The sequence below is a fragment of the Albimonas marina genome (assembly GCF_029223255.1).
Classification (GTDB): Bacteria; Pseudomonadota; Alphaproteobacteria; order Rhodobacterales; family Rhodobacteraceae; genus Albimonas.
On the sequence record NZ_JARHUC010000004.1, the window covers coordinates 339,171 to 351,364 of the forward strand.

At 75.4% G+C, this 12,194-nt stretch carries 11 protein-coding genes; 7 read left to right on the plus strand and 4 right to left on the minus strand.

Annotated features, from left to right (window positions below):
* Positions 1-41 precede the first annotated feature (41 nt).
* A complete protein-coding gene (locus P2H44_RS13090) occupies positions 42-1,235 on the plus strand; it encodes an FAD-dependent monooxygenase (protein WP_275764048.1) in 1,194 nt (397 codons plus the stop codon).
* Positions 1,236-1,352: 117 nt separating this feature from the next.
* On the plus strand, positions 1,353-2,234 hold the full coding sequence (locus P2H44_RS13095) for an N-formylglutamate amidohydrolase (protein WP_275764051.1): 882 nt from the start codon (positions 1,353-1,355) through the stop codon (positions 2,232-2,234).
* Between the two features lie 396 nt (positions 2,235-2,630).
* Here the strand turns inward: P2H44_RS13095 and P2H44_RS13100 are convergent, their stop codons facing one another.
* Both P2H44_RS13100 and P2H44_RS13105 read right to left on the minus strand, forming a co-directional pair.
* Complete coding sequence (locus P2H44_RS13100; RefSeq protein WP_275764053.1) at positions 2,631-3,920, minus strand: DNA polymerase IV; 1,290 nt, start codon at positions 3,918-3,920, stop codon at positions 2,631-2,633.
* Between the two features lie 96 nt (positions 3,921-4,016).
* Positions 4,017-4,667: a zinc-ribbon domain-containing protein gene (locus tag P2H44_RS13105; protein WP_275764055.1), complete on the minus strand. Its 651-nt coding sequence runs from the start codon at positions 4,665-4,667 to the stop codon at positions 4,017-4,019.
* A 389-nt stretch (positions 4,668-5,056) separates the two neighbouring features.
* Here P2H44_RS13105 and P2H44_RS13110 point away from each other — a divergent pair, with 389 nt between their 5' ends.
* The 3 genes from P2H44_RS13110 to P2H44_RS13120 are packed head-to-tail and all read left to right on the plus strand — an operon-like array spanning position 5,057 to position 7,690.
* Positions 5,057-5,737, plus strand: coding sequence for an ATP-binding cassette domain-containing protein (locus P2H44_RS13110; protein WP_275764057.1), 681 nt, complete (start codon positions 5,057-5,059; stop codon positions 5,735-5,737).
* A 34-nt stretch (positions 5,738-5,771) separates the two neighbouring features.
* On the plus strand, positions 5,772-6,899 hold the full coding sequence (locus P2H44_RS13115; RefSeq protein ID WP_275764059.1) for an FtsX-like permease family protein: 1,128 nt from the start codon (positions 5,772-5,774) through the stop codon (positions 6,897-6,899).
* A 29-nt stretch (positions 6,900-6,928) separates the two neighbouring features.
* Positions 6,929-7,690, plus strand: a complete 762-nt coding sequence (locus P2H44_RS13120; protein WP_275764061.1) for a lysophospholipid acyltransferase family protein — start codon at positions 6,929-6,931, stop codon at positions 7,688-7,690.
* A 248-nt stretch (positions 7,691-7,938) separates the two neighbouring features.
* Here the strand turns inward: P2H44_RS13120 and xseA are convergent, their stop codons facing one another.
* Positions 7,939-9,537: an exodeoxyribonuclease VII large subunit gene (gene xseA, locus P2H44_RS13125; RefSeq protein ID WP_275764063.1), complete on the minus strand. Its 1,599-nt coding sequence runs from the start codon at positions 9,535-9,537 to the stop codon at positions 7,939-7,941.
* A gap of 79 nt (positions 9,538-9,616) precedes the next feature.
* Positions 9,617-10,426 (minus strand): hypothetical protein, encoded by an 810-nt coding sequence (locus P2H44_RS13130; RefSeq protein ID WP_275764066.1) that lies wholly within the window; start codon positions 10,424-10,426, stop codon positions 9,617-9,619.
* A 358-nt stretch (positions 10,427-10,784) separates the two neighbouring features.
* Between P2H44_RS13130 and P2H44_RS13135 the strand changes: the two genes are divergently transcribed.
* Both P2H44_RS13135 and P2H44_RS13140 read left to right on the plus strand, forming a co-directional pair.
* Positions 10,785-11,285 carry a hypothetical protein gene (locus tag P2H44_RS13135; RefSeq protein ID WP_275764068.1) on the plus strand — a complete coding sequence of 167 codons (501 nt, stop codon included), beginning with the start codon at positions 10,785-10,787 and terminating at the stop codon, positions 11,283-11,285.
* Between the two features lie 289 nt (positions 11,286-11,574).
* A complete protein-coding gene (locus P2H44_RS13140; protein ID WP_275764070.1) occupies positions 11,575-12,063 on the plus strand; it encodes a hypothetical protein in 489 nt (162 codons plus the stop codon).
* The last annotated feature ends 131 nt before the right edge of the window (positions 12,064-12,194 follow it).

The window sequence follows — 12,194 nt, forward strand, 5'->3', positions numbered from 1 at the left end:
GACGGACAGGGCCCGCCGCGCGGGCAGGGGGAGAGCGGCGCATGACGCGCAGGCTTCAAATCGTCGTGGTCGGCGCCGGGGTCGCCGGCCTCGCCTGCGCGGCCGCGCTGGGGCGCGCCGGGCATTTCGCCGTCGTGGTCGAGCAGGCCCCCGCGCTGGCCGAGGTCGGCGCCGGCCTCCAGCTCTCGCCCAACGCGGTGCGCGCGCTCGACTGGATGGGCGCGGGCGAGGCCGCGCGCGCCGCCGCCTCCCGCCCCGAGGCGACCGAGCTGCGACTGCACCGCTCGGGCCGGGTGGTCTACCGCATGGCGCTGGGCCGCACGGCCGAGACGCGCTGGGGCGCGCCCTACCTGCACATGCACCGCGCCGACCTGCTGCGCGCGCTGGAGGGGGCGGCCCGCGCCTCGGGTGCCGAGATCCGCCTCGGCCAGCGGGTCGAGCGGGCGGGCGACGTGCGCGGCGGCGCGGCGGTCTACACCGACGCCGGCGTGATCGAGGGGGACCTGGTGCTGGGCGCCGACGGCGTCCGCTCGGTCCTGCGCGGCAACCTGCCGGGCGGGAGCAAGCCGCTCTTCGCCGGCCACGTCGCCTGGCGCGGCCTGGTCCCGGCAGAGCGGCTGCCCGCCGGCCTCCTCTCCCCCCGCACCACGGTCTGGATGGGCCCCCGCCGCCACCTGGTGACCTACCCGCTGCGCGAGGGGCGCCTGCTGAACTTCGTCGCCGTCGAGGAGCAGGAGAGCTGGACGGCCGAGGGCTGGTCCACCCCCGGCGACCCCGCCGCCCTGCGCGCCAGCTTCGCGGACTGGGGCGAGGAGGTGGACACCATGCTCGCCGCCGTGCCCGAGACCTTCCGCTGGGGCCTCTTCGGCCATCGCCCCCTGCGCCGCTGGTCGCAGGGGCGCGTGGCGCTGGTGGGCGACGCGGCCCACCCCACGCTGCCCTTCCTCGCCCAGGGCGCGGCGATGGCGCTGGAGGATGCGGTGGTGCTCGCCCGCGCCCTCTCGACCTTCGAGCCGACGGCCGGGCTCGAGGCCTGGGAGCGCGCCCGAAAACCCCGCGCCACGCGCCTGCAGAAGGCCGCGGCGCGCAACGGCCGGCGCTTCCACGCCCGCATCGCGCCCGAGCAATGGGTGAAGGCGCTGGCGCTGGGAACCTTCGCCCGCGCGGCGCCCGACCTCGCGCAGGGGCTGAACGACTGGGTCTATCGCTACGACCCGACCGCCGCGCCGATCTGATCGCCGGGCCTTGCCTCTCCGCGCCGGTTCCCCCATGTCCCGCCGACCGGAATTCGTCTCCGAAGCGTGAGGCGAAGCCGGCTGTTCAGGCTCGCGGCCTACGCTATACTCGTATTCATGACGGCGCAGATCCATTCCATCTCCGACAGCTACCGCGTCGAGAGTCCCCGGGGCGGAGCGACCACGGCGGTGGTGTTTTCCTCGCCCCATTCCGGGCGGGCCTACCCCGAGGATCTGCTGCGCGCCTCCCGTCTCAGCGCCCATGACCTGCGCCGCTCCGAGGACGCCCATGTCGAGGCGCTGTTCGCCACGGTCCCCGATCACGGCTCGCCCCTGATCCACGCCCTGGCGCCGCGCGCCTACGTCGACCTCAACCGCGGACCGGAGGAGCTGGACCCCGCCCTGATCCAGGGCGTGCGCCCCGCCGGGCTGAACCCGCGCCTCGCCGCAGGGCTGGGGGTGATCCCCCGGGTGGTGGCCGAGGGGGTGGCGATCTACACCGGCAAGCTTTCGCAGGCCGAGGCGCAGGACCGGCTTCGCCGCTGCTGGCGCCCCTACCATGCCGCCCTCCAGGACCTGTGCGAGGACGCGCGCGCCCGGCACGGCCACGCGATCCTGATCGACTGCCACTCGATGCCCTCCGACGCGCTGCGCGCCGCCCCCCGGGTGAAGGGCCGCCGGCCGGAGGTGATCCTGGGCGACCGCTTCGGCGTCTCCTGCGCGCCCTGGGCGACCGAGCAGGTCGAGGCCGCCTTCCGCGAGGCCGGCTTCGCGGTGGCGCGCAACTCCCCCTTCGCGGGCGGCTACATCACCCAGCGCTACGGCCGCCCCGGCCGCGGGGTGCACGCCATCCAGATCGAGATCGACCGCGCCCTCTACCTCGACGAGGCCCGCGTCGCCCCCGGCCCTGGATTCGAGGCGGTGCGCACCGCCCTGCGCCCGGTGGTGGCCGCGCTCTGCGCGCTCGAGCCGCCCTCGACCGCGCTCGCCGCCGAATAAGCCCCGCAGCCGCCGCCGAATCGCGTCGCCGGGCGGCCCGGTGATTCGCGTCGCGGCGATTGTTCTGCGGTGGAACAGTTGCGGAAATCGGTCGATCAAGATCGCTTACGTAAGCGTCAACATCTTGATCGCGCAAAAAAAAGGGCCGAGACGAACTCGGCCCAAGTCTAGGGAGGAAACGCCCAGAAGGGCGGTGACGTCAGACGCCACGGATTTCAAGCTATATGTGCGCTGCAGCAATTTCAACGATGACCTTTGGGAAAGCGTCATCCTGCCGCGCAACCCCCTGATAAGGCGGTTAAATTACTTGTACGAAAGATTAATTTCCGCGGCCCCGGCCCGCCGATGACAGCGCTGTCGCCGCATCTGCTAAGCCTCTGGTTTAGTTACGCTGCGTCACCGAAGCGAGCGCCCCTTCAGAATCGCCCCTTTCCCGAAGCGAGCCCGGATCGAATCCGCCGCTTTCTCAGCCGCGCTCCGCCGGCCTGCGTCGGGATCGAGCAGGTCGCCGCTCCGCTCCGCCTCGGATTCGGGCGCCAGGTCCGAAATCCCCACCCCCAGCAGCCGGAACGGGGCCGATCCCATTTCGCGCTGCAGCATAGGTCGGGCGATCCGGTAGAGCCGGTCGGCCAGCTGCACCGGTTCGGGCGGGGTGGTGCGCCGGGTGATCAGGCGGAAGTCGGCGCGCTTGAGCTTCAGCGTCACCGTGCGCCCCGCCAGCCCCTTGGCCTTCGCGCGGCCCGCCGCCTTCTCGGCCATCCGCCACAGGTGCCCGTCCAGCAGGTCCACGTCCGACACGTCCGTCTCGAACGTCGTCTCGTTGGAGATCGACTTCAGCCCCGCGTCCGAGGCCACCCGCCGGTCGTCCTGCCCGCGCGCCAGCTTCAGCAGCCGCGCCCCCATCGCCCCGTGGCGCGCCGCGATCCGGTCGGGGTCCGCACGCAGGATGTCGCGCAGGGTGCGCAGCCCCTCCGCCTCCAACTTCGCGGCCGAGGCCTCGCCGATCCCCCAGATGATGCGGATCGGCTTGTCGATCAGGAAGGCCTCCGTCTCCGCCCGCCCGATGATCGAGAAGCCCCGCGGCTTGTCGAGATCCGAGGCGATCTTGGCCAGGAACTTGTTGTGGCTCAGCCCCACCGAGGCCGAGACGCCCACTTCCGTCTCGATGCGCCGGATCAGCCGGGCCATGGCCGCGGCCGGCGACATCCCGTGCAGGCGGTGGGTGCCGCCGAGGTCGAGGAAGGCCTCGTCCAGCGACAGCGGCTCGATCAGGGGGGTCAGCTCGTCCATCAGCGCCCGGATCTGGCGGCTGACCTCGGCGTAGTGCTCCATCCGCGGCTTCAGCACCACCGCCTCGGGGCACAGCTTCAGCGCCTTGAACATCGGCATGGCCGAGCGCACGCCCCGGGTGCGCGCGATGTAGCACGCAGTCGAGACCACGCCCCGCCGCCCGCCCCCGATGATCAGCGGCACGTCGCGCAGGCCTGGGTCGTCGCGCTTCTCGACGCTGGCGTAGAAGGCGTCGCAGTCCAGGTGCGCGATCGACAGCGCGTGCAGCTCCGGATGCGCCAGCGCCCGCGGGCTGCGGCAGAGCGGGCAGCGCGGCCGCGCGCCCGCCGCGACCTCGAAGGTCGCGCCGCAGTCGCGGCACAGCGCGGGCGTCGAAGTCGGAGCGGCGGCGGGCATGGCACGCAGTCTAGCGCGGCGCCGGACGCGGCGCGCGCGAATTCGCGACGGAACCGGGGGCGCGGGAGGCGGGGCCGCGCGGGCCCCGCCGCGCGATCAGCCGGTCAGCTCGGCGATCTTCTGCTTGGCGATCTCGGCGACGCCCTCGATGCGCAGGCGCGCCTTGTCCACGGCGTCGGACCAGGCGTCGAGATAGGGCGCGGCCTCGGGCGCCATGCCGGCGACCGCCTCCTTCTCCACGTAGGCGAAGGCCAGCAGGCCGCAGACGATCAGCGCCAGCACGAAGCCCGCCGCGTAGCCCGCGCCGCCGCCCGAGCCGCGCTCCTCCTCCGCCTCGGCCGCGCGCAGCTCCGCCGACAGGCGCTCGGCGTCGATGGCGGCGGGGCGGCGGGGGCGGGAGTCGGGGTCGCGCGTCTCGCCCGGGCGGGGCGCGCCGGGCCGCGCGGGCCGCGGCGCCTCCCCCGTGCGCAGGCGCGAGCCGGAGGCGGCCGGCTCGGGGGCGAAGGCGGGTTCGGGCGGCGGGGCGGGCGCCGGATCGGGCTCGGGCGCCGACAGGTCCGACAGGCTCCGCGCCGCCTCGGACATGCCGGGCAAGGTCGAGGCGCCGCTCTCCATCCCCTCCAGCTCCGGTCCGGGCTGGAACCACTGGTGATGGCAGGCGCTGCACTCCACCCGACGCCCCCCCACGCCGAGCGCGGAGTCGGGCGCCTCGTAGACGGCGGAGCAGTTCGGGCAGGTCACGCGCATGGGTCGGCGTCTCCGTGACGGAGGCGGTCCCTGGGCCGGACCGCCGAAAGGGCCTGCCGAACGTCTTAGCGCGGGCGCCGCGGCCGGCCAAGCGTCGCGCGCGCCGCCCGACGCAGCGGCGCCCGTGCCGAGCCCCCGGGCGGCGTCCATCCGGAGCCATCGGGCCGCGCCCATCCCTATCCCCTGCGTTGCGCCCATCCAGATCTCCTGCTTGGCGCCCATCCCGACCTCCTGCGTCGCGCCCGTCCCGACCTCTTGCTTCGCGCCCGTCCCGGGCGACGCAGCGGCGCCCGTCCCGGGCGGGGGGCCGCATTGCGCCGGACGGGCGCATTTGCGAATGTCTCGCGGCCTGCCCCGAGCGGGCGCGCGACCCGGAACGCGGAGACGGCATGACGGCGCTGGAGATCGGCGGAATTCGCGTGGCGCGCGGCGGCCGGGCGGTGCTGGACGGCGCCGACTGGTCGGTCGCGCCGGGCGAGCTGCACGTCGTCACCGGCGCCACCGGCGCCGGCAAGTCCACGCTGCTCGCGCTCGCCGCCCTGTCGCTCGCCCCCCAGGCCGGCGACCTGTCGCTCTTCGGCGCCCCCGCCCCCGCGCCCGACGCGCCCGAGGCCCCGGCCCTGCGCCGGCGCATCGGCGCGGCCGAGCAGCGCCCCCGCTTCCTCGAGCACCTGGCCCTGGGGGAGAACGTCTCCCTCCCCCTGCGCCTCACGGGCCGCGATCCCCGCGACCGCGCCGCCCAGGCGCGCGAGCTGCTGGACTGGCTGGGCCTGGGCGACCGCGCCGGCGACCCGCCCGCCGCGCTGTCGGAAGGCGAGCGGCGCCGCGCCGCCCTCGCCCGCGCCGTCATCGCGGGCCCCGAGCTGATCCTGGCCGACGAACCCTCCGAGGCGCAGGACCGTCCCGGCGTCGCCCGCGCGCTCGAGATGCTGGCCGCGCTCGCCGAACATGGCGCGGCGGTGGTGATCGCCACCCGCGACGCGGAGCTCGTCCGCCTCGCCCGCCACCACGTCGAGGCCCGCCTTTGGCGCCTGGAGGACGGCCGCCTCGCGCCCGGAGCCGCCGCATGAGGCGCCCCGTCTCTTCCCTCACGGAGCGGCGCCGATGAGCCCGCCCGCCGAAGGCCAGGCCCCCGCGAAGCGTCGCCGCCGTCGCCGCGCCGCCGACGATCCCGTCGCGGCGCCCGAGGACGCGGCGCCCACCCCCGCGCCCCGCCGCAGGAAGGCCGCCAAGGCCAAGCCGGCCGAGCCCGAGCCCGAGCGCACGGCCCCCGATCCCGACGCGCCCGAAGCCGGCGCCGAGGCCGCGCCCGCCGCCCCCGGCCGCCTCTCCCGCGCCTGGGCCGCCCTGCGCCACGCCGCCCGCCGCGCCTGGGTCGAGCGCGGGGCCCCGCCGCTCGCCCCCCGCTCCGGCGGGGCGCCGGCGGCGGCGTTCCTCTGCGCCTTCGTCGCCGCCCTCGCCCTCGCCGCCGGCGTGGCGGGGGAGCGGCTGTCGCGCGCCTGGACGGCGGAGTTCGGCCAGGCCGCCACCCTCGTCGCCTTCGGCCCGCCCGAGGCCGCCGAGCGCGACTTCAAGGCCGCGCTCGAGGTGCTCGACACCACGCCAGGCATCGCCTCGGTGCGGGTGCTGGAGGCGCCGGAGCGCCGCGCCCTCCTCGCCCCCTGGCTCGGCCCCGGCCAGGCCGCCCCGGTCGAGCCGCCGCCGATGGCCGCCGTGCGCCTCTCGGGCGCGGGGCCGGACCCGCGGATGCTCGCCCTGCGCCTGGCCGAGGAGGCGCCGGGCGCGGCCTTCGACGACCATTCCGGCTGGCGCGGTCCGCTGCAGTCGGCCGCCGACGACGCGCGCCGCATCGGCTGGGGCGCGGCGGGGCTGGCGGGGGGGCTCGGCGCCCTGCTCTGCGCGCTGATCGCCGGCGCCTGGACCGCGCGGGCCCGCGACGACCAGCGCCTGCTGCGCCGCATGGGGGCCGAGCGCGCCCAGCTTCGCCGCGCCTGGGCCGGCCGCGCCGGCTGGCGCGCCTTCCTGGGCGGCGCGCTGGGCGCGGGCCTCGCCGCCGCCGCCCTCGCGGGGCCCGAGCTCGCCTGGGGGCCCGCCGCTCGCCTGCCGATCGCGCCCGCCGGCTGGGACTGGCTGGCGCTCGCCGCGCCCGCGCCGCTCCTGGCGCTCGCCGCCTGGGCGGGCGCCCGCCTCGCCCTGCGCCCCGCGCTGCGCGGCGACGCCGGGCCCGCCTGACCGCAACCCTGGACGATGGGAGAGCCGACGTGACGCGCGAAGAGCCGACGAGGCCGCCGAAGACCGGCCTGGCGCCCCGCCTGCGCGGGCTGGTCTTCGTGATCTTCATGTACGCGCTGATGGCGGTGATGGGCCTGCTGTGCGCCCCCGCGGTGCTGATCGCGCCGCGCAAGGCCGCGATCTGGTCCTGCCGGACCTACTGCCGCATCGTGCTCCCCGCCGCCCGCCTGATCTGCGGCCTGCGCTGGGAGGTCCGCGGAGAGATCCCCCGGGGCGAGGCGCTGATCGCCTGCAAGCACCAGAGCTTCCTCGACATCATCATCCTGGTGCGGGTGCTCGAGGCGCCGCGCTTCGTGATGAAGCGCTCGCTGCTCTGGGCGCCGGTGCTGGGCTGGTATGCGCGCAAGCTGGGCTGCGTGGCGGTGGACCGCGGGGCCAAGGGCGCAGCCGTGCGTCACATGCTGCGCGAGACCTCGTCCGACGGCACGCCGGGCCAGCTGATCATCTACCCCCAGGGCACCCGCGTCCAACCCGGCGCGAAGGCCCCCTACAAGGTCGGCGTCGCCGCGCTCTACGACACGCTCGAGACCCCGATCACGCTCGCCGCCACCAACGCCGGCGTGTTCTGGGGACGGGCGGAGATCGCCCGCCGGCCGGGCCTCGCGGTCGTGGAGTTCCTGGATCGCGTGCCGGCGGGGCTCACCCGCTCCCAGGCGATGGCGCAGGTGGAGGGGGAGATCGAGGCGGCGTCGGACCGGCTGCTCGCCGAGGCGATGGGGCGGGCTTTGTAGGCTCGGTCCGGGAGCCTCCGGCGGGCTCCTGACTCACCAAAGAACAGGGGCGGCGCCTGTCCTTCGGATCCGTCTCTCGCTGAAGATGCCTGAGCGACTCGCCCGCCGGGGTCAAGGACAAGCCCCCTTCGGGGGTCGCTTCGCGATCCTGGACCCCGGCGGGCGAGTCGCTCTTCACGGCATCAGCGAGAGACGGCTCCGAAGAACAGGCGCTTCGCGCGGACCCCGGGCGTCGCGCCGTGGGCGCCTCAGCCGAAGAGGTCGCCCTGCTTGGGCGGGCGTTTGGCGGGCGCCTCCGAGGGAGAGGTGGGGGGCGTCTTCGGCTTCGCCGGGGGCTTCGCGGCTTTCGGCGCGGGGGGCTCGGCCTCGGGCGGGGAGGCTCCGCCTGCAGGCGTGCCGGCGGGATCCAGCGCGGCGGCGCGGCGGGCGTCGGCGAACTCGATCTCCACGGCGGCGCCCTCGGGCAGGGCGGCGGAGCGGCCGACGGGCGCGCCGTCGAGGCGCACCACCGCGTAGCCGCGCGCGAGCGTCTGCTTGTAGCTCAGGCTCTCGAGCAGGCGCTGGGTGCGGTCCCACCGCTCCCGCTCCCGCGAGATCGCGAGGCCGCCGGCGCGGTCGAGCCGGGCGGCCAGCGCGCCCAGGCGCTCCCGCCGCCGGCCGATCTCGGCGCGCAGCGGCGCGGGGCGCAGGCGCAGGCCGTCCAGCCGGTCGCGCTTGCGCGCCACCAGCATCCGCAGCAGCGCCGGTCCGAACCGCCCGCCGCGGCCCGAGCCGAGCGCCGCGCGCCGCCCCTGCACCCCGGCCACCAACGCGCGCGGCAGACGCTCGGCCGCGAGATCCAGCCGCTGGGCGCGCTCGGCCAGCAGCGCCTCGGGGCGGGGCAGCACCCGGGCGAGCGCGCGCAGACGCTCCCGCCGGTCGGCGAGGCCGCGGGCGGCGGCGCGCACGCGACGCTCCTCCAGCCCCGCGAGGGCGGCCATCAGCTCGGCCCGCACCGGCACCGCCAGCTCCGCGGCCGCGGTCGGCGTGGGCGCCCGGCGGTCGGAGGCGAAGTCGATCAGCGTGGTGTCCGTCTCGTGCCCCACCGCCGAGATCAGCGGGATCGCGCTGTCGGCGGCGGCGCGCACCACCGCCTCCTCGTTGAAGCCCCACAGATCCTCGACAGAGCCGCCGCCGCGGGCCACGATCAGCACGTCCGGCCGGGGCACGCGGCCCCCCGGCGCCAGCGCGTTGAAGCCGCGGATGGCGCGCGCCACCTCGCCCGCGCAGGCCTGGCCCTGCACCGCGACCGGCCAGATCAGCACCTTGCGCGGGAACCGGTCCGCCAGCCGGTGCAGGATGTCCCGGATCACCGCGCCCGAGGGGCTGGTCACCACCCCGATCACCTCGGGCAGGTAGGGCAGGGGCTTCTTGCGCTCGGCCGCGAACAGGCCCTCCTCGGCCAGCGCCGCCTTCAGCCGCTCCAACCGCGCCAGCAGGGCGCCCATGCCGGCGAGGCTCATCTCCTCGATCACCAGCTGGTAGCGCGACTGGCCGGGGAAGGTGGTCAGCCGGCCCGTGGCCACCACCTCGTCCCCCTCGGTCGGCTGCACCGAGAGCTTGCCCACCTGCCCCTTCCAGATCACCGAGGCGAGCACCGCCCGGTCGTCCTTCAGGTCGAGATAGACATGCCCCGAGCGGGGCCGCGACACGCGCCCCACCTCGCCGCGCACGCGCACGCGCCCGAACTCCCCCTCCACCACCCGGCGCACCGCGCCCGAGAGCTCGGAGACCGACAGCTCGGGCAGGTTTCCGGGGCCGGAGGCGGGATCGGAGGGCGGGTCGGGGGCGTCGAAGAGACTGCTCATGCCCCCGTTCTAGCCTGCCGCGCGGCGGCGCGAAACGGTCTCTCGCAGGGCCGGGCCGGCGACGCGGCGGCGCCCCGCCTCAACCCCTGCGACGGAGGCGGGGGCGAAGCCGGAAGCCGGCCAGCGACGCGAGGCCCAGCCCCAGCATCAGCGCCGGCGCGGGCAGGGGCACGGGGGCGGTTCCCCGGGTCACCGAGGCGTCCATGAACCCGATCAGGTTGCGCACCAGGGCCTCCGCCTCCGCGCCCCGGCCCCATTGCAGCACGTTCGCGTCCATCATCACCGCCAGCGTCCCGCGCCCGCCGCTCAGCGCGCCCGAGCCCCAGGCGACCCCCGTGCCGCTCGCGCCCGCCCGGGTGATCCACCGGCCGCTCCCGGCCGAGGTCAGGCCGTTGGGGCTGAGATACTCGATCGTCCCGACCGCGGCGGGCCCGTCGAAGGGCGCCTCCACGCTCTGGACGTCGGAGACGTAGCGCGTGCCCAGCGCGCCGCCCCCGGCGTCGGCCACCAGCGACAGCACGGCCGCGTTGCGGTCGGCGAAGCTCGCGTTCTCGCCGACCAGGAACAGGCCCTTGCCCGCGTCGAGCAGGTCCAGGTAGGCCGCCCGCTCCGCCCCGGTCAGGGAGCCGACGGCGGAATAGCGCACGTCCCAGACCTGGTCGTAGGCGCTCAGGTCCATCGGCGTCGCGTCCGCCACCGTCACCGTGTTCCCGGCCTCGGCCTGCAGGGTCTTGAGCTGGTAGACGATGTCGCGCGTGACCGAGGACGAGGCGCTCGTGCTCATCCCGTCCACGACCAGCACCGAGAAGGCGGCGGCCTTCCCGGCGAACAGCAGGACGGCGGCGCCGGCCGCGACGGCTGCGGCGGCGGTTCTGGCGAGCATGGTCATGGTTCTTCCCCCCGCCCGTCGCCCCAACGACGGGCCCCCGGCGACGCCGCCCCATGCGACGCCTCCCGCCGCCCAGCTAGCGGGCGCGGGGGCCGCCCCTCAACCGCGGCCGGTCGGCATCTTTGGAAGCCCTGGCCCGCGGCTGGAAGCGGTTGGCGCCGATTGGAAAACCGGCCCCGTCGCCGGCCCGCGGGCCGGAGCGGCGCCGGCGCGCGCCTCCAGAAACCGGCGCGAAATGGCCCGGAAAACCGCCGCAAGCTGACGCGAAGGCGCCACGATCGGTTGCAAATCTCTGCATACCGGCGCAGCGGGCCGCGAGCGATCGCGCCTGCCGCGCCAAAGGAACAGGAGGTACCACATGACCCGCCCGAACCGCTTCGCCCTGGGCATCGCCGCCGCGCTCGCCGCGGGCGCCGTCGCCGTTCCCGCCGTGGCCGGCGTGGGCCTGCCCGACGCGAGCAAGGAGCACTGGACCGCCCACACGATCACCGAGGGCCACCTCGCGCAGATCAACGCCAAGGGCGAGGGCCGCTTCGCGGTCTACTGCACCCCCGGCGACAAGAAGGGCGCCGTCTTCTACCGCACGCCCGCCGCCGCCCGTGACGAGGTCCGCGCCGACGGCGACAAGCTCGATGTCGTGTTCACCTTCGACGGGACCGAGAAGATCGAGCGCACGATGACCTGGAACGAGGCCGGCCAGTACTGGACCGATCCGTTCGGCCCGAACTCCTCGCTCGCCGAGGCGATGAAGCGCTACTACGACGTGCGCATCAACGTGAAGGACCACCCGGGCGTCGAGAGCGACTTCACGCTCAAGGACTCCTGGCGGTCGATCGAGGCGATGTTCGCGGGCTGCTGAGCCCCGGACGAGAGCGCCTCGGCGCCCGGATCGCCTGATCCGACGCCGCAAGATCCGGGCCGCGCACGCCAGTCGTGCGCGGCCCTTTTCGTGCGCGGCTTTCGTATGCGGCGGCAGGCGCCTGGCGCCATTTCGCGCACGATTTCGTGCACGCGGCGGCCGACGGCGCCGCCCGCGCCGACCGTTCAAATCGAACGAAGACCGGCGCCGCGGACCGCCGGATGCGCTTGGTTTCGCGTCCAAGCGATGTATGGTCCGCAAAGTCGAATGCATGAAGGAGACGGCTCGCATGACGAAGCGTCTGGCCGCGACGGTGCTCGCGGGGATTATGGCGGTTTCGGCGGTGGCGCCGGCCTGGGCGGTGAACCTTCCCGACGCGCGCCGCGACGTCTGGACGGCCCACAAGATCAACCGGGGCGCCATCGCCCAGGTGACCTCGAAGGGCGAGGGGCGCTTCGCCGTGGTCTGCAACAAGACCGACCGCAAGGGCTACCTGGTCTACGTGCTGCCCGCAGCCGACCGCGGCGCGATCCAGGGCGGCTCGATCGACGTCGTGTTCAACTTCGACAAGGGCCGCAACAAGATCTCGCGCACGCTCAGCTGGGATCCCGACGGCTTCTACACCGACCCGTTCGGCCCCAAGTCTGAGCTGACCGAGTGGATGAAGCGCGCCTACGACGTGAAGATCAACGTCAAGGGCCACAAGGGCGTCGCGTCCGAGTTCTCGCTGAAGAACTCCTGGGTCTCGATCACCAAGATGTTCGAGATCTGCGACTGATGCGCCCTGCGCCGCCGGCGGCGCGAGGCGAGGCGGCCGGTCCCGTCGGGGCCGGCCTGGCCCAGGTCCCCAGCCGCCGGCGGGGCTGACCTGAAGGCCTGCGCCGACCCCGCGCGAGTCGCCGCCTCTCG